This is a genomic window from Streptomyces sp. NPDC020299 (assembly GCF_044387825.1).
Classification (GTDB): domain Bacteria; phylum Actinomycetota; class Actinomycetes; order Streptomycetales; family Streptomycetaceae; genus Streptomyces.
Genome location: NZ_JBIRWL010000010.1, coordinates 225,117 through 245,060 on the forward strand (window position 1 = coordinate 225,117; position 19,944 = coordinate 245,060).

At 69.5% G+C, this 19,944-nt stretch carries 14 protein-coding genes; 11 read left to right on the forward strand and 3 right to left on the reverse strand.

Translation table 11 applies throughout. From position 1 onward, the window contains the following. Positions 1-75: 75 nt before the first annotated feature. Positions 76-3,756 (reverse strand): S8 family serine peptidase, encoded by a 3,681-nt coding sequence (locus ACH45E_RS25660; RefSeq protein ID WP_361439914.1) that lies wholly within the window; start codon positions 3,754-3,756, stop codon positions 76-78. A 246-nt stretch (positions 3,757-4,002) separates the two neighbouring features. On the opposite strand from ACH45E_RS25660, the gene ACH45E_RS25665 reads away from it, so the two are divergent. The 4 genes from ACH45E_RS25665 (at position 4,003) to ACH45E_RS25680 (ending at position 7,379) form a co-directional block, all read left to right on the forward strand. After that, complete coding sequence (locus ACH45E_RS25665) at positions 4,003-4,344, forward strand: hypothetical protein (RefSeq protein ID WP_361439917.1); 342 nt, start codon at positions 4,003-4,005, stop codon at positions 4,342-4,344. Further along, positions 4,341-5,849 carry an ATP-binding protein gene (locus ACH45E_RS25670; protein ID WP_361439920.1) on the forward strand — a complete coding sequence of 503 codons (1,509 nt, stop codon included), beginning with the start codon at positions 4,341-4,343 and terminating at the stop codon, positions 5,847-5,849. Before ACH45E_RS25665 ends, ACH45E_RS25670 begins: the two co-directional genes overlap by 4 nt. 142 nt (positions 5,850-5,991) lie before the next feature. Then, positions 5,992-6,606 carry a DUF1326 domain-containing protein gene (locus tag ACH45E_RS25675; RefSeq protein WP_361439923.1) on the forward strand — a complete coding sequence of 205 codons (615 nt, stop codon included), beginning with the start codon at positions 5,992-5,994 and terminating at the stop codon, positions 6,604-6,606. Continuing rightward, positions 6,603-7,379: a DUF2182 domain-containing protein gene (locus ACH45E_RS25680; RefSeq protein WP_361439926.1), complete on the forward strand. Its 777-nt coding sequence runs from the start codon at positions 6,603-6,605 to the stop codon at positions 7,377-7,379. The genes ACH45E_RS25675 and ACH45E_RS25680 overlap by 4 nt, the downstream gene beginning before the upstream one ends. A gap of 27 nt (positions 7,380-7,406) precedes the next feature. Here the strand turns inward: ACH45E_RS25680 and ACH45E_RS25685 are convergent, their stop codons facing one another. Further along, positions 7,407-7,634: a hypothetical protein gene (locus ACH45E_RS25685; RefSeq protein WP_361439929.1), complete on the reverse strand. Its 228-nt coding sequence runs from the start codon at positions 7,632-7,634 to the stop codon at positions 7,407-7,409. A gap of 59 nt (positions 7,635-7,693) precedes the next feature. On the opposite strand from ACH45E_RS25685, the gene ACH45E_RS25690 reads away from it, so the two are divergent. Both ACH45E_RS25690 and ACH45E_RS25695 read left to right on the forward strand, forming a co-directional pair. After that, positions 7,694-8,182 (forward strand): GNAT family N-acetyltransferase, encoded by a 489-nt coding sequence (locus ACH45E_RS25690; RefSeq protein WP_361439932.1) that lies wholly within the window; start codon positions 7,694-7,696, stop codon positions 8,180-8,182. Positions 8,183-8,376: 194 nt separating this feature from the next. Next, positions 8,377-9,468 (forward strand): lytic polysaccharide monooxygenase, encoded by a 1,092-nt coding sequence (locus tag ACH45E_RS25695; protein WP_399041557.1) that lies wholly within the window; start codon positions 8,377-8,379, stop codon positions 9,466-9,468. Positions 9,469-9,527: 59 nt separating this feature from the next. Here ACH45E_RS25695 and ACH45E_RS25700 read toward each other — a convergent pair whose 3' ends face one another. After that, the gene (locus tag ACH45E_RS25700) at positions 9,528-13,331 is read right to left on the reverse strand and encodes a GH92 family glycosyl hydrolase (RefSeq protein ID WP_361439938.1); all 3,804 of its coding nucleotides are present in this window, start codon (positions 13,329-13,331) and stop codon (positions 9,528-9,530) included. A 362-nt stretch (positions 13,332-13,693) separates the two neighbouring features. On the opposite strand from ACH45E_RS25700, the gene ngcE reads away from it, so the two are divergent. The 5 genes from ngcE to ACH45E_RS25725 all read left to right on the forward strand — a co-directional run bounded on the left by ngcE (position 13,694) and on the right by ACH45E_RS25725 (position 19,866). Further along, positions 13,694-15,145 carry an N-acetylglucosamine/diacetylchitobiose ABC transporter substrate-binding protein gene (gene ngcE / locus ACH45E_RS25705; RefSeq protein WP_361439941.1) on the forward strand — a complete coding sequence of 484 codons (1,452 nt, stop codon included), beginning with the start codon at positions 13,694-13,696 and terminating at the stop codon, positions 15,143-15,145. A 39-nt stretch (positions 15,146-15,184) separates the two neighbouring features. Continuing rightward, positions 15,185-16,111: a sugar ABC transporter permease gene (locus tag ACH45E_RS25710; protein WP_361439944.1), complete on the forward strand. Its 927-nt coding sequence runs from the start codon at positions 15,185-15,187 to the stop codon at positions 16,109-16,111. A 5-nt stretch (positions 16,112-16,116) separates the two neighbouring features. Next, entirely contained in the window at positions 16,117-17,070 is a 954-nt protein-coding gene (locus tag ACH45E_RS25715) for a carbohydrate ABC transporter permease (protein ID WP_361439947.1), read from the forward strand. Between the two features lie 373 nt (positions 17,071-17,443). After that, a complete protein-coding gene (locus ACH45E_RS25720) occupies positions 17,444-18,643 on the forward strand; it encodes an ROK family transcriptional regulator (protein WP_361439950.1) in 1,200 nt (399 codons plus the stop codon). A 122-nt stretch (positions 18,644-18,765) separates the two neighbouring features. Next, the gene (locus ACH45E_RS25725) at positions 18,766-19,866 is read left to right on the forward strand and encodes a substrate-binding domain-containing protein (protein WP_361439953.1); all 1,101 of its coding nucleotides are present in this window, start codon (positions 18,766-18,768) and stop codon (positions 19,864-19,866) included. The last annotated feature ends 78 nt before the right edge of the window (positions 19,867-19,944 follow it).

Consider the following 19,944-nt stretch of genomic DNA (forward strand, 5'->3'; position numbering starts at 1 on the left):
GGATCTCTGTTAAGGCTGTGCGACGGCCGGCGCCGGCGGACCGGCCCCGGCCGTCGGGTGTTTCAGACCGAATGGCTACTTCAGACCGAACGCCCGCAGCACGGTCTGGTCGACCGTGTTGCCGTCCCGGTCGGCGGCCCGCACGCGCAGCGACACGAACCGGGCGCCCTTCGGATGCCTGATCTCCGCCTTGCCGTGCCGGACCTTCACCTCCTTCCAGGACGTGCCGTCGTCGTAGGAGACCCAGGCCTCAAGGGCACCCGCCGTGACGCCGCCTTCCTGGTTCCGGACGGAGAGGGAGAGCTTCGAGGTCCGCCCGGCGCCGGCCCGGTTGAGGAGGTCGAGCCCGGACAGGCCGTAGTCGACGGAGAGCACGGGCAGCGCGGTCGCCTGGTCCGTGTGCGCCGAGGCGAAGGTCCACTCGGTGTGGCTGCTGGTGGAGTAGGCCGCCCAGCCGGCCGTGCGCCGCGCGTCGAGCACGAAGCGGTACGCGCCCTTCGCGGCCGGGACGTCGAAGGTGCCGTAGCCGCCGAGCGTGGTGTCGCCGACGGGCTGTCCGTTCGCGTACAGCGTGCCCTTCGCGGTGTCCTGGACGTTGTCCACGGAGGCGTAGTGCCCGGGCGTCGAGTCGCTCATCTCCGGTATGCGGAAGGTGAGTTTGTCGCCGGTGCGGGCGGAGAGGCCGTACTGCGGGGCGGTCGCCGGGCGGACGACCTGGCGCAGCCAGTCCTCGGAGGCGACGCTGCCCGCCTCGCCGAAGGTCCGCACCGTGTTCCACTGCGGCCTGTTCGACTGCCAGTCCGGATAGACGGCGTGCCAGATACGGGTGTCGGCCGCGACGTTGTAGTACTCGGTGCGTGCCGTGCCGAGGTGGAGGTCGTTGCTGGTCTCGATGTCGGCCAACTGCCCCGGGCGGTACCGGTACACGGAGTCCTTGGCCATCTCACCGGCGCTGTTCCCGTAGTACCGGACCGTCTGCCGCACCGTGTTGGAACCGTCCAGGGGATACGTCTGGTTCTGCGAGACGGCGCCGGTCTGCGGGAACATCACGTTGTAGACGTACGGGCTGACCGCAGTCCCGGCCAGCTTCAGCTTCACCTTCCTGCCGGTACCCAGCAGACCGGCGAGCCTGGCGCCGTCCTCGCCCGTGGCGATCATCAGCGGAATCGTCGTGCTCTTCACGCCGGCGATCCAGTACCCGGGCGACTTGTGGTACGCGATGACATAACCGGCGCCCGCCGCCGTCGCGTTGGCCAGTGCCGCGTCCGGCGTCTCCTTGGCGCCCAGCCCGACGACGGCGACCTTGCCCCTGACGTCGAGCCCGGCGAAGTCGGCCGGGGTGCCGCCGCCCGCGTCCACCACCCGCACCGTGTGCCTGCCGCTGATCCTGACCGGGAAACCGGTGTAGGTCTGCGCGTAGTCGAGGGGCAGCGCGTACTTCTCCGGGCTGGTGACGCTCGCCGTGAGCTCCTTGGCGTAGAGCCGGAACTTGGCGGAGAACTCGAAGGTGCCCTCGGTGACCTTCTCGGTCGGCGCGACGTAGACGTGGTCGGTCCAGAAACCCTCGCTGTACGTCAGCCCCCAGCCGCTGCCCGGCCCTTCGCGGTGCCAGTTGGTGGTGAACCCGTTGAACTCGGAGTCCTGCTTGGTCTTCGGCTTGATCTCGACGGCCTTGCGGGCGTCGAGGACCACCTCCGTGTCCTTGTCGACCTTGATCTCGGGATCGCCGACGACCGAGGTGCTCCGCTCCAGCCCGGCCCCGTCCCGCTCGGCGATCCAGGACGCCGTGTTGTACGTGCCGGCCGGCACCTGGAAGGTGTAGCCGCTGCCGATGTACCCGTAGGTGTCCGGGTAGGCGCCGTTCAGCTCCTGCAGCATGAAGAGCGAGGCCGAGGTGGACGGGTTACCGTCGCGGCCCACCAGCGAGACCTTCAGGTTGTACGTCTTCGGTCGCTTCTCGAAGCCGACGCCCGTGGTGACCTGGAGGCCGTCCGCGCTCGCGACGATGTGGCCGGTGTACCGGCCCTTCGCCTGAGCGGCCGGGTCCACCTTGACCGCGACGGTGGCGCTGCCCCGCGCCGGGACGGTCACGGTGTCCGCGCCGGGGACGGCCGCGCCGAGAGTCGACGACAGCTTCAACTCCACCTGCTTGTCGGTGGTGTTGGTGTAGGTGATGTCCTTGCTGTCGGCCTGGGTGTCGCTGTCCTCGTACGTGCCGAAGCTCAGCGTCGGCGTGGCGAAGACGCCCTGCTGGACCGCCCGTACGGCGTCGACCCGGCCGTCGCCCTGCTCGAAGACGGTGGCGTCCGGCATGGTCTTCGCGGTGCTCGCCAGATCCGCCTTGATCTGCTGGCCCGTCCAGTCGGGGTGGGCCTGCGCGACCAGTGCCGCCGCGCCCGCGACGTGCGGGGTCGCCATCGACGTCCCGCTCGACGTCGTGTAGTAGTCGTCGACGGGAGTGCCCATCGTGGTACCGGCGGCACGGGCCGCGGTGATGTTCACGCCCGGCGCGGTGATCTCCGGCTTGACCGCGGAGTCACCGAGCCGCGGGCCGCGGCTGGAGAAGGAGGCCAGCTTGTCGGACTTGTCCACGGCGCCCACCGTCAGCGCCGAGTCGGCGATGCCCGGGGTGCCGACGGTCTGGTCGGAGGGGCCGGTGTTGCCGGCCGCGATCACGAAGAGGGTGCCCGTGGCCGCGGAGAGCTCGTCGACGGTCTCGCTGAGCACGTCGGAGGAGCCCGACGCCGTACCGCCCAGCGACATCGACACGATCTTCGCGCCGGAGTGCGCCGCCCAGTCCATGCCCGCGAGGATCCAGGAGTCCTGGCCGTGGCCGGTGTCGTCCAGCACCTTGCCGACGACCAGCTTCGCGCCCGGCGCCACGCCCTTGCGCCTGCCGTCCGAGGCCGCGCCCGACCCGACGATCGTGGACGCCACATGGGTGCCGTGGCCGAACCCGTCGCGCACCGTCCCGTCCGGCACGAAACTCTTCGAGTCCGCGATCTTCCCCGCGAGGTCCGGGTGCCCGGCGTCCACGCCCGTGTCCAGGACCGCGACCTCGACGTCCTTGCCGTCGTAACCCGACTTCCACACCTCGGGCGCGCCGATCTGGGGCACGCTCACGTCGAGCGACACCTGCACCTTGGCGTCGAGCCAGATCTTCTCGATGCCGTCGCCGAGCTTCTTCGCCGCCTTCGAGGTGGGCTCGGTGCCCAGCGCCGGGGCGATGTCCGACCAGAAGGCGGTCGACTTCCTCGCGCTGAGCGCGGCGCCGCCGATCCCGGGCAGCGCCAGGGTCCGGCGCGCGCCGTCGGGGGTCTCGGCGCCCTTCTCGTACCTGGCGATCAGCGGGACGGCGCCGGTCTTCGCGTCCGAGTAGCCCTGCTTGACCAACTGGGTGACGTTGAACAGCGCCGGGTCCAGACGCCCCGCCTTCACCAGGGGGATCGCGTCCGCCGGCAGGACGCTGACCTCGCCGTCGCGCTCGCTGGACACGAAGGTGGCGGCCTCTCGGCCCTTGCCGCGCCGGACGTCGACGGCGTACTTGCCGTCCGGTCCGGTGGTGAGCGACACAGTGTCGCCGGTGATGAGAGTGACGGTCTGCGTACGGGTGGCACCTGAACCGACGGAGGCCTGCGTGCTCGTGGCGGGCGACTCGGTGGCCGGGGAACCAGGGCCGGCCGTCGCGGGCGTGACAACCCCCGCGAGCAGTCCGGCCGCTCCCGCCACGGCCCAGAGGGCGTGGAGTCTTCGCATGTGTGGACTTCCTCCCCTGAACACTGAAGAAGCTTCACGCCCGGTGAGCGGAAGCCAGAGATCAGAGTGAGTGCCGTGGGGGAGGCGACTCAAGGGAACGCTGTGGCCGGGGAGTGCCAATGCCCCCTTCGGTCACGGCGGTTGGCGGGCTGTCCGGGGTCGGGGGCGGTGGTGCGTGCCTGGTCGCACGGCTGCGGCTCAGTCGGAACACAGGGTTCTCTCAGCGGGCCGGGACAGGATCGGGACATGACTGGCACCCTGGGGTCCCGAACCGGCCGAGTCCGCGCGCTGATCGTCGACGACGAGCCCGGACCCGCCGAGCCGCTGTCCGTGGCGGTCACCGTGGCCGTCACCGCGGCGGGCCGGCGGCCCTGCCCGGCCGCGGACGGGCGGCGCGCGCCGCGATGCGCTCGCGGCCGCGCGCCGTACGCCGTGGTGCCGGACGGGGTGCCGATGTACGGGGTGCCGTCGTACGGGACGCCGACGTACGGGACGCCGCCGGTCCTCTCCGTGGAGGAGGCCGGCTCCCCTGACGGCGGCGGCCTCGTCGAGGGCCGCGTCACCCGGCCGGTGGTGGACGGGAGATGACCGCCCGGATCCCGGCCCGGCCGCGGGGACGCACGCTCCGAGCCCGCCTGCTGGTCCTCGTCACCGCCGTCCTGGTCGCCGTGTGCGCCGTGATGGTCCTCACCACTGTGTTCGCCCAACGCGCCTACCTGCTGGGCAACCTGGACGACCAGCTGAACGACGCGGCCGAACACAGTGTGGGCGGTGCCGCGCTCCGTCCGGCCGACCCCGCCGACCTGACCTTCCTCAACGAGCGCGGCCACCCGGCCGGAATGCTCGCCGCCCGTCTCGACACCGACGGCAGGATCCTTGACGCGGCGGTCGTCAGCCGGGACGCCGCCCCCCGTGCCCTCACCTCGGCCCAGCGCACGGCCCTGGCGGGCGTCGCCGTCGACGGTTCGGCGCACACCCGCACCGTGCCCGGCCTCGGCACCTACCGGGTCACCGCCCTGAACGCCAGCGGCATCCGGGTCCTCACCGGCCTGCCCATGGACGACGTACTGGACACGATCGGCGGGCTGGTGGAGGTCGAGGCCGCCGTCGCGGCCGTCGGCCTGACGCTGGCCGGCTGCGTCTGCGCGGTCGTCATCCGGCGCCAGCTGCGCCCGCTCGGCCGGGTCGCCGCCACCGCCGTGGAGGTCTCCCGCGCACCCCTCGGCCACGGCGAGGCCACCGGCCTGACCCGGGTGCCCGAACAGGACACCGATCCCGGCACCGAGGCCGGCCAGGTGGGCGCCGCCCTCAACCGCATGATCGACCACGTCGAGACCTCACTCGCCGAACGCCGGCGCAGCGAGGAGCGCACGCGGCGCTTCCTGGCCGACGCCAGCCACGAACTGCGCACCCCGCTCGCCTCCATCGCCGGATACGCCGAGCTGATGAACCGCGGCACGGACCGGCTCGAGTCCGTCCTCGCCTGGCGCCGGGTGTCCGCCGAGTCGGCGCGGATGGCGGGCCTCGTGGAGGACCTCCTCCTGCTCGCCCGCCTCGACGAGGGACGCCCGCTGCACTCCGCGGAGGTGGATCTCGCCCGGCTCGTCGCCGAGGCCGTGTGGGACGCGCGGGCGGCGGGCGGCGACCACGTCTGGCAGCTCGAGCTCCGGCTGGACGCTCCGGCCCTGGTCGCCGGCGACGAGGCCCGGCTGCACCAGGTGGTGGCCAACGTGCTGGCCAACGCCCGGGTGCACACCCCGGTGGGCACGGCGGTGGTGGCCTCCGTCGAGTCCACGGACACCCACCACGTCATCCGCGTCCGCGACAACGGCCCCGGCATCCCGCCCGGCCTCCTCCCCGCCGTCTTCGAACGCTTCACCCGCGCGGACACCTCCCGCGCCCGTTCCTCGGGCGCCGAGGGCGGCTCCGGACTCGGCCTGGCCGTCGCGGCGGCGATCACGACGGCCCATGACGGCCGCATCGACGTCACCAGCGCCCCCGGCCGCACGGAGTTCACCGTCCGGCTCCCGGCGGCACCGGAAGCCGCAGGCCTCCCCACCCCTCTGGCCTGCCGGGGCACGGCGTCGGCCTGAGGACTAGCCTGGGAAGCACCGGGATGGAGGCGCCGCATCAGGCCGGCGCCCGCACCAGGCCTTTCGTTCTGCCGGCCGGGCGCCGCTCCGCAGCGCTGACAGGCATGTGAACCAGGCAGGAGAACCAGGCAGGAGAACAACCATGGCTTGGAATGTGAACGGTACCTATCTCGAGAGCTGCAACTGCGACAGCGTCTGTCCGTGCACCACCTCGGGCCTCACGGCCCCCGCCGACAACGAGCGCTGCCAGGTGACGCTCGCGTTCCACGTCGCACGGGGTGAGGTCGACGGCGTGGACGTCTCGGACCGCAGCGTCGTCGTCTTCGCCGACACACCCCGCGTGATGGCCGACGGCGACTGGCAGGTGGCGCTGTACATCGACGCCTCCGCCGACGACGGTCAGGCGGACGCGCTGGGCAAGGTCTTCTCCGGGCAGGCGGGCGGCCCGATGGCGGCGGTCGCCCCGCTCATCGGCCAGGTCCTCGGCGTCGAACGCGTGCCCATCGACTTCCACGACGACGGTCGCCGCCACACGGTGAAGGTGGCGGACGCCATCGACATCGAGATCGAGGACCAGGTGGCCCCGCAGTTCGGCGGGGACGGTCCGGTGATGGGTCTCACCGGCATGTTCCACCCGGCGAACAGCACGCTGACCGTCGCCCGGTCGACGCGGGCCGTCGGCGACGGCGTTCACGGCCGCTCCTGGGACTTCACCGGCAGCAACGCGCACTCCGCGCCCTTCTCATGGTCAGCGTGACCAGAACAGCGATCACCGTCCGCCACAGGGCGCGCTACACCGGACTCGTGCTGCTCACGGTGGCCGCGGCCTGGGCGTGGGTGGCGGTTCGGTCGGGTGATATGGGGCCAGGAGCCATGGCGGGGGACCTGCTCGCCTTCATGGTGACCTGGACGATCATGATGACCGCGATGATGCTGCCCGCCACGGCGCCCGTCGCCTCGCTGTACGCGCGGACAGGTCCCGTTCACCAGGCACCGCGCATGATCGCCTTCACCGCCGGCTACGTGCTGGTCTGGGCCGCCGCCGGACTGCCCGCGTACGCCCTCGCCGTCGGCGCGAACCAGGTCGCGACCACACATCCCGCGGCGGGGACAGCGGTGGCCGCCGCCGTCTTCGCGATCAACGGCCTCTACCAGCTCACCCCGTTCAAGGACTTCTGCCTCACCAGGTGCCGCTCACCGATCGGCCTGCTGCTGCGCTACGCGTCGTACCACGGCCCCACGCGCCACGTACGGGCCGGAGCACATCATGGCGCGTTCTGCCTGGGATGCTGCTGGTCCCTGATGCTGCTGCTCACCGCGTTCGGTGCGATGAACCTCTGGGCGATGGCGGGCCTGGCCGCCGTCGTCGCCGCCGAGAAGCGCATGCCGCGGGGGCCGCTCGTCGCCCGCGTCGTCGGCCTCGTCTCGCTCGCGCTCGCGGTCACCGTCTTCTGGGTGCCCCTGCTGGCTCCCAACCTCACAGGCGGCGGCATGACCGAGATGCGGGGCCTCGACGGGCGAGGCTGGTGACCGGCGAGGCCTTGCAGAGGACTGCGCTCATCGCGTCAGGTAGTGCAGCCCCACCCCTAGGAAGACGACCCCCAGGACCCCGAATTGGATGCGCATGGTGGTGAGGCTCCTCCAGGGCGTCCCGTACTGGGTGCGCTGCCTCGTCACCAAGGGCGCCCAGTCCCAGACCCACACGTCGACACCGCGGTAGCCTGCCGCCACCACCATCAACGTGCCGCTCGCCAGCAGTGCGAGCACCCCAAGAAAGATCGACACCGCTTCCATCTCCAACGCGCGACCAACGTCGCACCGCGGCATTGTCGCAGGAGGCGCACGTGAAGGACGTACCAGCCCGAGTGACCGACATCGGCCTGCGGCCGGCCACCTCCGCGGACAGCGAGTACTGCTTTCAGCTGCACAAAGCCGCCATGGGTCCCTACGTCACGGCCGTCTGGGGCTGGGACGACCAGGCCCAGCGCGACTTCCACGCCCGCGCGTTCACCCCGGGCAGCTGGCAGATCATCACCGCCGACGGCACGGACGCAGGCATGCTCCTCGTCGAACACCGGCCCACGGAGATCTATCTGGCGCGGATCGAGCTCCACCCCGACCACCAGGGACGCGGCATCGGCAGCCGGCTCATCCGCGGCCTCCTGCACCAGGCCCACGGGCGAGGCGGGGACCTCACCCTGGACGTCCTCGCCGTCAACCAGCGTGCCCAGGCCCTCTACCGGCGACTGGGCCTGCACGAAGTCACCCGGCACGGCGAGCAGGACATCAAGATCAGAATGTCCACGAACCCGACGCACACCGTTTACATCTGACGCGCCGCGAGCTAACTTCCGAAGTAAGTGAGGTGGGAGCGCTCCCATCGATGGACCGGAACCCGCCGCTGGGTTCGCTCCCACCTCACCCCCGGCACTTCTGGTGCCGCTGGCGCCTCCCGTACCTCCGGCACCCCCCCACGCACCCGCAGCCCCCGCACGACCGTCAACCCAGAGGTAGATGTGTCATGCCTATGACAACAAGGGCAACAACACCCGGAGCGGAGCACCCCCGCTTACCCCACCCCACTCGCCGCAACGCCCTCTTCCTCGTCCTCCTGGCCCTCCTCACCACCGTCCCCGCCCTCGGCCTCATCCTCGCCGCCGGCGGCCGCGCGGAGGCTCACGGGACGCCCATGAAGCCGGGCAGCCGTACCTTCCTGTGCTGGCAGGACGCGCTCACCAGTACCGGTGAGATCAAGCCCGTCAACCCCGCCTGCAAGGCGGCACAGCAGGTCAGCGGCACCACACCCTTCTACAACTGGTTCTCCGTGCTGCGCTCGGACGGCGCCGGCCGCACCCGCGGCTTCGTGCCCGACGGTCAGCTGTGCAGCGGCGGCAACCCCAACTTCACCGGCTTCAACGCCGCCCGCGCCGACTGGCCGGTCACCCACCTGACCTCCGGCGCGACCGTCGACTTCTCGTACAACGCGTGGGCGGCGCACCCGGGTTGGTTCTACGTCTACGTCACCAAGGACGGCTACGACCCGACCAAGCCGCTCACCTGGGACGAGATGGAGGACCAGCCTTTCCTCACCGTTGACCACCCGCCGCTCAACGGCTCGCCGGGCACGGTCGAGGCCAACTACTCCTGGTCCGGCAAGCTGCCGGCCAACAAGTCGGGGCGGCACATCATCTACATGGTGTGGCAGCGCTCGGACAGCACGGAGACCTTCTACTCCTGCTCCGACGTCGTCTTCGACGGCGGCAACGGCGAGGTCACCGGCATCCACGACCCGGGCAACCCCACGGAGCCGCCGCCCGGCACCTGCACGGCCACCCGGAAGACCACCAACAGCTGGCCCGGCGGCTACCAGTCCGAGGTGACCGTCACCAACAGCGGTGACGTGCCGATGCTCGGCTGGATGGTCGACTGGACGCTGCCGAGCGGGCAGTCGGTGGCCAGCCTGTGGAGCGGCAACGCGACCTACAGCGGACAGGACGTGATGGTCCACAACGTCGACTGGAACGGCTCGTTGAGTCCGGGGCAGAGCACGACGTTCGGATACGTCGTTCAAGGCTCCGGCGGTGACAGTGCGACGACCCTGCCCTGCCAGGTCGGCTGACCGACCGCTCCGGGCGGGCCCAGCGAGGGCCCGCCCCTTCCGCTCCCGGTCTGCGGAGGTCAGGCCAGCAACTCCACCTCCGCCAACGTCGACTCCCCGTCGAGCACCAGCCGGTATCGCGCGTAGCCGCCCGGCTTCGGGATGCTGAACACCCGGGTCTGGCGGTCCCACCGGAAGGACTCGCCCGAGCGGCGGTCCACGGTCCGCCAGGTCTCGCCGTCGTCGGAGCCCTGGAGGGTCCAGGCGGTCGGGGCCTTCGTGTGGTCGGCGGACGACGTCAGCGTGTACTGGACGGGCCTGGCCGGGCCGCTGACCGGCAGGTCCACCGAGGTGACCGTCGCGTCCGTCGCCGAGGTGTTGTCGAACAGGGGGCCGTCACCCTTGAGGACGTCCGCACGGGGCGCCGGGACCTCGTCGTCCCGGGTGATGGAGACCGGGCCCGCGTTCCGGCCCGAACCCCAGGCGGAGGGCTTGGCCCCCATGTGGAAGTCCAGGACGGCCCCCTTGGCCAGCAGGGAGTGGGGGAGCGAGGTGGAGGTCCAGGGGCGGCCGTTGACGGTCAGGCCCTGGACGTACACGTTCTTCGCGCTGTTCCTCGGCGCCCGTACCACCAGGTCCCGGCCGTTCTCCAGATGGACGGTCGCCTTCTTGAACAGCGGGGAGCCGATGGCGTACTCGCCGCTGCCCATGACCAGCGGGTAGAAGCCGAGCGCGGAGAACAGGTACCAGGCGGACTGCTCGCCGTTGTCCTCGTCGCCGTGGTAGCCCTGCCCGATCTCGCTGCCCGTGTAGAGACGGGACAGCGCCTCGCGGACGGCGGCCTGCGCCTTCCAGGGCTGGCCGGCCGCGTCGTACATGTAGATCACGTGGTGCGCGACCTGGTTGGAGTGGCCGTACATGCCCATCCGGACGTCCCGCGCCTCGGTCATCTCGTGGATGACACCGCCGTAGGAGCCCACGAAGTCGGGGGAGGCCGTCTCCGGGGTGGAGAAGTACTTGTCCAGCTTGTCGGCGAGGGCGTCACGGCCGCCGTACAGGTTGGCCAGGCCGCGGCTGTCCTGCGGGGCGCTGAAGGCGTAGCCCCAGCCGTTGGTCTCGGTGTAGTCGTAGCCCCACACGCGCGGGTCGTACGTCGAGGAGTCGACCCGCCAGGCGCCCTTCTCGTCGCGGCCCTGGAAGAAGCCCGCCTTGGAGTCGAAGAGGCCGACGTAGTCCTGGGCGCGGTTGAGGAAGTACTGGGACTCCTCCTTGTAGTGCTTCTCGCCCGTCTTCCGGTACAGGGCCTGGCCCATCCTCGCGATGCCGTAGTCGTTGACGTATCCCTCCATCGCCCACGACAGGCCCTCGTGCGTGTCGGTGCTGGTGTAGCCGAGGAAGGGCGAGGTGCTCATGCCCTTGCGGCCCACGCCCGACATCGGCGGCACGACGGTCGCGTTCTTCAGGGCCGCGTCGTACGCCGCCTTCGCGTCGAAGCCGACGCCCTTGACGTACGCGTCGGCGAAGGCCACGTCCGAGGAGGTGCCGGTCATCAGGTCGGCGTAGCCGGGGGAGGACCAGCGCGAGGTCCAGCCGCCGTCCTTGTACTGCTGGACGAAACCGTCGACCATCTCGCCCGCCTGGGAGGGAGTCAGCAGGGAGTACGCCGGCCATGTCGTGCGGTAGGTGTCCCAGAAGCCGTTGTTGACGTACACCTTGCCGTCCACGATCTTCGCGCCGGTGTGCGTCGGGGTGTCCGGGCCCGGCATGGGGGAGAAGGGGGAGGCGTACCGGTCCTTGCCGTCCACCTTCTCGAAGCCCGAGTTGGGGTACAGGTACAGCCGGTACAGGCCCGAGTAGAGGGTGGTCAGCTGGTCGGGGGTCGCGCCCTCGACCTCGACCCGGCCGAGCAGCTTGTCCCAGGTCCGCTGGGCGCGTGCCTTGACCGTGTCGAAGGAGGTGCCGTCCGGGATCTCCTGGCGCAGATTGTCCTTCGCCTGGTCGACGCTGATCAGGGAGGTGGCCAGGCGGAGGGTGACCGTGCGGTCCTCGCCCGCGTCGAAGCGGAGCCAGCCCTTGACCCCGCTCGCGTCGCCGCCCGTCACCGGCTTGTCGAACTCGCCGTACACGAACAGCCGGGTCGCCCCCGTCGACAGGCCCGACTTCACGTCGGAGTAGCCGGTGACGACACCGTGGTCCTTGTCGAGGGTGAGGCCCGCCTGCTCGGTGACGTTGTCGAAGAGCACGCTCGCGTCCGCGCCCGGATAGGTGAAGCGCAGTGCCGCCGCGTGGTCGGTCGGCGCCATCTCCGCCTTGAGCCCGTTCTCGAACCGCACCCCGTAGTAGTACGGCCGCGCGGTCTCGTTCTCGTGCCTGAAGGCCAGCGCCCGCGCCTCGCGGCCGGTGTCCGGGGTGCCCTCGGCGGCGGACGGCATCAGCTGGAAGGTCTGCCGGTCACCCATCCAGGGGCTGGGCTCGTGGCTCGCGCTGAACGCCTGGATCGTCGGCAGGTTGTCGTCGTTGTTGGCCCGCGCGTATTCGTACAGCCAGCTCATCGAGGACGCGTTGGTCACCGGCGTCCAGAAGTTGAAGCCGTGCGGGAGCGCCGTCGCGGGGAAGTCGTTGCCGCGCGAGAAACCGCCGGTGGAGTTGGTGCCGCGGGTCGTCAGCGCGTAGTCGGACAGGTGCGCCCTGGGCTTCTGGGGTGCGACGGGCTTTATCGCCACGTCGTCGAGCCAGCCGCGGAACTTCGCCGGGCCGCCCGGGGAGTCGTACGCCAGCAGGATCCGGTCGACCGTCTTCCCGGCCGCCACCGACCCGATCCGCGAGACCACGTCGTTCCACTGGTTGACGTAGAGCACCTTGGACGAGCCCTGCCCCCGCGGTGACAGCGGAAAGCCGTGCTGATCGCTCGCGCCCAGGTCGCTCAGATAGGTGCCGTCGGTGAAGGCCAGGTCCACGGAGACGTTGGTGGCGTCGTAGTCGCGGTCGCCGTCGGCCATGGAGGGGAAGAGGCGGTACGACAACTGGGTGTCGCGGCCCACCTTCACGTGCACGTCGAAGATCTTGTTGTACGAGTAGGCCCGGCCGGCCGCCGTATGCCGTCCGGCGTAGCGCAGTGCCCGCTTTCCGGTGAACCCGGCCCGGGCCTTCGCGGTCGGCGAGCCGCTCGGACCGCGGTCGACCAGCGAGAGCATGTCCTGCGGGACGGGGCCGCCCCCGCCGCCCGTGGAGAACTGCACGTCGGCGAGTTGCACGATGTCCGGGGAGCCGCTGTTCCTCGTGATCTCGAGGCGGAAGTACTGGTACGCGGCCGGTGCGGCGAGGTCGAAGGACCTGGTCTGGAACCGTTCGGAGAAGGCCTCACCCGAACGGGTGTCGACGGTCTTCCAGTCCTTGCCGTCGGTGGAACCCTTCAGGGTCCAGTCCTGCGGGTCGCGTTCGGCGAAGTCATTGGCGGAGGTGAGCGCGTACGTCACCAGTTTGATGGGTTTGTCCAGGTCGAACTCGGCCCAGCCGGTGGACTCGAAGGTCAGCCATTTGGTGCCGGGCTCGCCGTCGGCGAGGTTCTCCTTCACCTCGCCGGCGCCCGTGTTCTCGCCGCTGGCCCGCACCTCGGTGACGTGGTCGGTCACATTGCCCGGAATGCCCGTGCTGTAGCCGCCGTCGACGCCCGAGGCGCGCTTGGTGCCGTCCGGCCCGGTGTCGACGGTGTTCAGCCAGTCCGGCGCCGGATCACCTTGTTCGAACGAGGATGCGAACTCCCGGTCGGCGGCCGGTGCCTTGGCGGGCAGCGCGACCGCGGCCCCCTGTGATCCGACCGCCATGACGAAGGCGGCCGTAAGGACGACCGCCGGACCCCATCTGTGCCGAGTTCTCCGCTGCATCTACGGAAACCCTCCCTGCGCCCGATCGCGTCGGACAACGTTGTCAACTGCGGAACGCAAGAACCAGTAGGGAGTCAAGTGGCCGGTGATGTCAAGGGTGTTGGGCGTGGCATTCAGGCCTAATAGCGCGGATTTCTCCGGCGCGGAACGCACAGGGGGCTCATATTTCCGCGAGGTCTCAACTCGGAAAAGACCGATGACCAAGCTTGCGTTCGATCTTGCCTCGTCGGCGAGAAGTGGACTATACCTGTCGGCGTTTCCTGCACCACTCGGCGTTTCCTGCACGACCCAGCGCTACCCGACCGCGGTGCCGGGAGGATCCGGTTCACCGCCTGAGTCCTGGAGAAGGCGAGGACTTGAGCATGGGATCCACTTCCGCAGCGAACCATGGTGCCGACGGCGTCGGCCGCCGGGATCTGATCAAGCGATCCGCGGCCCTCGGTCTGCTGAGCGTGCCCGCGGCGGGTTTCCTGTCCGCCTGCGCCAGCAGTGGCGGCGGCGGCCAGGACAAGGCCAAGACGGGCAAGAAGACCTCGAACAACCCGCTCGGCGTCAACGCCGGCGCGCAGATGGAATTTGTCCTGTTCGACGGCGGTTTCGGCAAGGAATACGCCCAGGACGCCGTGAAGATCTACGAGACGGACTTCCCCAAGGCGAAGGTGAAGTTCTCCGCCACCCAGAAGATCCAGTCCACCCTCCAGCCCCGCTTCAACCAGGGCACCCCGCCCGACCTCATCGACAACTCCGGCGCCGAGCAGATGGACATGGGCGTCCTGGTCGGCAAGAGCCAGCTCGCCGACCTCACCCCGCTGCTGGACGCCCCGTCCTTCGACGACCCGAAGAAGAAGGTCCGCGACACGCTGCGCCCCGGCATCGTGGAGATGGGCCAGTTCGACGGCAAGCCGGTCTGGATCATGTACTACGCCTACACGGTGTACGGCGTGTGGTACTCCCAGAAGGCCCTGGACTCGCTGGACGAGAAGTACCCCGAGACCTGGGACCAGATGCTCGCGGTGTGCGCCAAGGCCAAGAAGAAGGGCATGGCGGGCTGGACGTACGCCGGCAAGTACCCGTACTACATCCCGTTCTCGCTCTACCCGATGATCGGCAAGGTCGGCGGCCGTGAGGTGCTCGACGCCATCGACAACCTCGAGCCGAACGCCTGGAAGCACCCGGCCGTCAAGGCCTGCTTCGAGGCGTACTACGAGCTCTTCAAGAAGGGTTACATCCTTCAGGGGACCCCGGGCCTGGACCACATCCAGTCGCAGACCGCGTGGGCCAAGGGCAAGGCGCTGTTCATCCCGAACGGCTCCTGGGTGGAGAACGAGTCGGCGAACGTCATCCCCAAGGACTTCGACCTCGCCGTCTCCGCGCCGACCGGCATCGACTCCTCCGACAAGATGCCCTTCGGCACCATCTGGGCCTCCGGCGGCGAGCCCTTCGTCGTCCCGGCCAAGGCCGCGAACCCCGAGGGCGGCATGGAGCAGCTGCGCATCATGCTCAGCGAGGCGTCCTCGAAGAACTTCACGGCCAAGGTGAAGTCGCTGACCGCGTACAACGGCGGCACCTCCGGTATCGCCCTCACCCCCGGCCTGAAGTCGGGCGTGGCCGCGTTGCAGAAGGCGGGCGACAATGTGGTGAATCCGCGTCTCCAGGACTGGTACGTGCAGTTGCAGAAGGAACAGATCGGTGTGGCCGGCCTCGGCGAGATGATGGCCGGACGGGCCACCCCGGCGGAGACGATCAAGAAGATCCAGGGATTCGCCGACGCGGCCGCGAAGGACTCGTCGATCAAGCACTACAAGCACCAGTAGTCCGTACAGCCCGTATTCCATATCGGCACCGGAGTGGCGATGCAGCACGGCAAGTACCGGTTCATCGTGGGGTTCCTGGCGCTCCCCCTGGGACTGTACGCGCTCTTCGTGGTCTGGCCGTTCATCCAGTCCATCTACTACTCGTTCACGGACTGGACCGGCCTGAGCCCCGAATTCAAGATGGTCGGCCTGGACAATTACCGGAGGATGCTCGACGACGAAATCTTCTGGAAGTCCTTGCGGCACAGCTTGATGTTCGCGGTCGTGCTGCCGCTGGTGACGATCAGCCTGGCGCTGTTCTTCGCCTTCATGATCAATGTGGGCGGACGCGGAAGGAGGGGCGGCCCGGTCATCTCCGGGGTCCGGGGCTCCTCCTTCTACAAGATCGTCTATTTCTTCCCCCAGGTGCTGTCGATCGCGATCGTCTCGCTCCTGTTCGCCTTCGCGTACAACCCCGACAGCGGTGCGATCAACTCGCTGCTGCGCGGGATCGGCCTCGACCACGTCCAGCCGCTGTGGCTGGGCGACCCGAACCTGGCCCTGTGGTGTGTGATGGCGGTGCTCGTCTGGTCCACGGTCGGCTTCTTCGTGGTCCTGTTCTCGGCGGGCATGGCCTCCATCCCGGCGGACCTGTACGAGGCGGCACTGCTGGACGGCGCAGGCCGCGCAGGCACGTTCTTCCGCATCACCCTGCCGCTGCTGTGGGACACCGTGCAGTCCGGCTGGGTCTACATGGGCATCCTCGCCCTGGGCGCCGAGTCCTTCGCGGTCGTGCAGATCATGACGACCGGCCCGGGCGGCCCCGACTACTCGACCACCGTGATGGTCCTGTACGTGTACCAGAAGGCGTTCCGGGACGGTCAGGCCGCCTACGCCACCACCATCGGCGTCGCCCTGCTCGTCGTCACGCTGGCCTTCGCCGCGGTCGTGATGCGGCTGGGCCGTCGCGAGCGGCTGGAGTTCTGAAACACATGAAGACGACGGAATCTCCCGACACTCCCGACACTCCCGAGACCCCCGAGGCTCCCGTCACCGCGTCGGCGGGTGTCCCCGTGGTGAAGGTGGACGTGCCGGCCGGAACGCGGCCCGGGCGGAAGAAGGAGGGCCATGTCCTCAACGCCTTCTCGCACGGCATCCTGGTCATCTGGGCGGTCATGGTGGTCATGCCGCTGCTGTGGGCGGTGATGACGTCCTTCAAGGACGACAGCTCCATCTTCAGCTCGCCCTGGTCGCTCCCGGACAAGCTGCACTTCGACAACTGGGCGCGGGCCTGGACCGACGCCAACATGAGCGACTACTTCCTCAACACCGTCCTGGTGGTCGGCGGTTCGCTCATCGGAACGCTGGTGCTCGGCTCCATGGCGGCGTACGTCCTGGCCCGCTTCGACTTCCCGGGCAACCGCTTCATCTACTACCTGTTCATCGGCGGCATGAGTTTCCCGATCATGCTCGCGCTGGTCCCGCTGTTCTACGTCGTGAACAACATGGGCCTGCTGAACACCATTCACGGCCTGATCCTGGTCTATATCGCGTATTCACTGCCCTTCACGGTCTTCTTCCTGACCGCGTTCTTCCGTACGCTGCCGACCTCGGTGGCGGAGGCGGCCTTCGTCGACGGCGCCTCCCACTCCCGGACGTTCTTCCAGATCATGCTGCCGATGGCCAAGCCCGGCCTGATCAGTGTCGGTATCTTCAATTTCCTGGGCCAGTGGAATCAGTACATGCTCCCCACGGTCCTCAACACCGACCCGGACAAACGCGTCCTCACCCAGGGCCTGGTCCAGCTCGCCGCCAGCCAGGGCTACAAGGGTGACTGGTCGGGATTGTTCGCGGGCCTGGTGATGGCGATGCTGCCGGTGCTCGCCGCGTACATCGTGTTCCAGCGGCAGGTGGTGCAGGGACTTACGGCGGGTGCCGTGAAATAGCCCGCTGAGCCGGAACCCCCGCCGGGCCCCGCGGTCGGCGGCCGGCCGCTCCGCGGCCCCGTGGGTTCCGCTGCTGAATGATCCCCGCGGCCCGTCGGCGCCCCCTCGTCAGGCCCCCGCAGCCGCCCCACTGCCCCCCCTCGAACCCCCCTCGGACCGGCTCCCGCCCTGCTCCGAGGTGGACCGGGGGCGTCCTGCGGGTGTCGGGGGCGCAACATACGAAGCGACAGCGATTTCCGTCAAGGTCTTGACTGCGGCAAGCCGTTCAGCGGAGTTTGGAGTTCATAACTTGTAAGTGGCCCGGTTCCGTAGATGTGACCTGGGCCACGGGCGGCGCAGCGCCGCCCGGCCGATGGCGGGAGTGAATGGGTCGATGGAGACTCCGGGGTCGCAGTCGTCGCTGCACCGAGCCAACCTGGAACGGGTCGTACGGGCGGTGCGGCTGGCCGGGTCGCTCACGCAGGCCGAGATCGCGCGGACGACCGGGCTGTCCGCCGCGACGGTCTCCAACATCGTGCGGGAGCTGAAGGACGGCGGGACCGTCGAGGTGACCCCCACCTCGGCCGGCGGCCGGCGGGCCCGCAGCGTCTCGCTCAGCGGTGACGCCGGCATCGTCATCGGTGTCGACTTCGGGCACACCCACCTGCGCGTCGCGATCGGCAACCTCGCGCACCAGGTGCTCGCCGAGGAGTCCGAGCCCCTGGACGTCGACGCTTCGGCGACCCAGGGCTTCGACCGGGCGGAGGAACTGGTCAACCGGCTGGTCGAGGCGACCGGCGTCGACCGTTCCAAGATCGCCGGCGTCGGTGTCGGCGTACCGGGTCCGATCGACGTCGAGTCCGGGACGCTGGGCTCGACCGCCATCCTGCCGGGCTGGACCGGCACCCGCCCGGCCGAGGAGCTCAGGGCCCGGCTCGGCGTGCCCGTGCACGTGGACAACGACGCCAACCTCGGCGCCCTGGGCGAACTGGTCTGGGGCAGCGGACGCGGCGTGCGTGATCTTGCTTACATCAAGGTCGCCAGCGGTGTCGGCGCCGGCCTGGTGATCAACGGGAAGATCTACCGCGGCCCCGGCGGCACGGCGGGCGAGATCGGGCACATCACGCTCGACGAAGCCGGACCGGTCTGCCGCTGCGGGAACCGCGGCTGCCTGGAGACCTTCACGGCCGCCCGCTACGTGCTCCCGCTCCTGCAGTCCAGCCACGGCACCGACCTGACCATGGAAGGCGTCGTACGGCTGGCCCGGGACGGGGACCCCGGCTGCCGCCGGGTGATCGCCGACGTCGGCCGCCACATCGGCAGCGGCGTGGCCAACCTCTGCAACCTGCTGAACCCGAGCCGGGTGGTCCTCGGCGGAGACCTGGCGGAGGCCGGAGAGCTCGTCCTGGGGCCGATCAGGGAGTCCGTCGGCCGCTACGCCATCCCCAGCGCCGCCCGCCAGCTGTCGGTGCTCCCGGGGGCCCTCGGGGGCCGCGCGGAGGTGCTCGGAGCCCTCGCTCTCGCCCTCAGCGAAATGGGCGATTCAACCCTTTTGGACAGCACTTTGGCGGTCGCCGCACCCGCCTTCACTTAGAGAACGCATGACGCCGTTGCCATCTCGTTAAGTATTTACTTCTTGACGTCGAACTTGCGGCCGAGTTGACTTCGAGCCACCTCGGCCGCAGCGTTGCGGCCCTGTCAGGGAGGCACCCCCAAATGAACGCAACCATGCGTCGAGTCGTGATCGGAACCGCTGCGGTTTCGATGGCCCTGTCGATGGCCGCCTGTGGCAAGGCCGGCGACAAGAAGGACGACTCCGGCAGCAGCTCCTCCGGCGGCGGCAGCAAGACCATCGGTCTGCTGCTCCCCGACAGCGTCACCGCGCGCTACGAGAAGTTCGACCACCCGCTCTTCGCGGCGAAGGTCAAGGAGCTCTGCGCCGACTGCAAGGTCGAGTACGCGAACGCCGCCGGTGACGCCGCCAAGCAGGCGCAGCAGGTGAGCAGCATGATCACCAAGGGCGTCAAGGTCATCGTGATCAGCGCCCAGGACTCCGCCGCCATCAAGTCCTCGATCCAGACCGCCGTGAACAAGGGCATCAAGGTCGTCGCGTACGACCGCCTCGCCCAGGGCCCGGTCTCCGCGTACGTCTCCTTCGACAACGTCAAGGTGGGCGAGCTCCAGGGCCAGGCGCTGGTCGACGCGCTCGGCTCCAAGGCCAAGAAGTCGAAGGTCGTCATGATCAACGGTGACGACGCCGACCCGAACGCCGGCCAGTTCAAGGAGGGCGCGCACAAGGCCCTCGACGGCAAGGTCGACATCGCCTACGAGCAGTCCGGCCTGTGGAAGGACTCCATCGCCGCGCAGAAGATGAAGGCGGCCATCACGCAGCTGGGCGCCAAGAAGATCGCGGGCGTCTACTCCGCCAACGACGGCATGGCCGGCGGCATCGCCACCACCCTCAAGGGCGCCGGCATCAGCGGCATCCCGCTGACCGGTCAGGACGCGGAGCTCGCGGGTATCCAGCGCATCCTCGCGGGCACCCAGTCCTCCACGGTCTACAAGGCGTTCAAGCCCGAGGCCGACGCCGCCGCCCAGCTCGCGGTCAACCTGCTCGAGGGCAAGGACATCAAGTCCCTGGCCACGACCACGCAGACCAGCAAGTCCGGCGACAAGGTGCCCTCGCAGCTGCTGACCCCGGTGTCGGTCACCAAGGCGAACATCAAGGACACGGTGCTCAAGGACAAGGTCTACACCGTCCAGGAGATCTGCACCGCCGAGTTCGCCAAGGCCTGCAAGGCCGCCGGCCTCCAGTAATCACCCGCTCGCAGGAGCGACCCCCCGCCGGTACCGGCCGCCCCCGAGCGGCCGGTGACCACCCGGCGGAACCGCGAA

Excerpts from the sequence above, each read along its gene's own strand:
- ACH45E_RS25660 (WP_361439914.1), bottom strand. The coding sequence starts at position 3,756 with ATGCGAAGACTCCACGCCCTCTGGGCCGTGGCGGGAGCGGCCGGACTG.
- ACH45E_RS25665 (WP_361439917.1), top strand. The coding sequence starts at position 4,003 with ATGACTGGCACCCTGGGGTCCCGAACCGGCCGAGTCCGCGCGCTGATC.
- ACH45E_RS25670 (WP_361439920.1), top strand. The coding sequence starts at position 4,341 with ATGACCGCCCGGATCCCGGCCCGGCCGCGGGGACGCACGCTCCGAGCC.
- ACH45E_RS25675 (WP_361439923.1), top strand. The coding sequence starts at position 5,992 with ATGGCTTGGAATGTGAACGGTACCTATCTCGAGAGCTGCAACTGCGAC.
- ACH45E_RS25695 (WP_399041557.1), top strand. The coding sequence starts at position 8,377 with ATGACAACAAGGGCAACAACACCCGGAGCGGAGCACCCCCGCTTACCC.
- ACH45E_RS25700 (WP_361439938.1), bottom strand. The coding sequence starts at position 13,331 with ATGCAGCGGAGAACTCGGCACAGATGGGGTCCGGCGGTCGTCCTTACG.
- ngcE (WP_361439941.1), top strand. The coding sequence starts at position 13,694 with ATGGGATCCACTTCCGCAGCGAACCATGGTGCCGACGGCGTCGGCCGC.
- ACH45E_RS25710 (WP_361439944.1), top strand. The coding sequence starts at position 15,185 with ATGCAGCACGGCAAGTACCGGTTCATCGTGGGGTTCCTGGCGCTCCCC.
- ACH45E_RS25715 (WP_361439947.1), top strand. The coding sequence starts at position 16,117 with ATGAAGACGACGGAATCTCCCGACACTCCCGACACTCCCGAGACCCCC.
- ACH45E_RS25720 (WP_361439950.1), top strand. The coding sequence starts at position 17,444 with ATGGAGACTCCGGGGTCGCAGTCGTCGCTGCACCGAGCCAACCTGGAA.
- ACH45E_RS25725 (WP_361439953.1), top strand. The coding sequence starts at position 18,766 with ATGAACGCAACCATGCGTCGAGTCGTGATCGGAACCGCTGCGGTTTCG.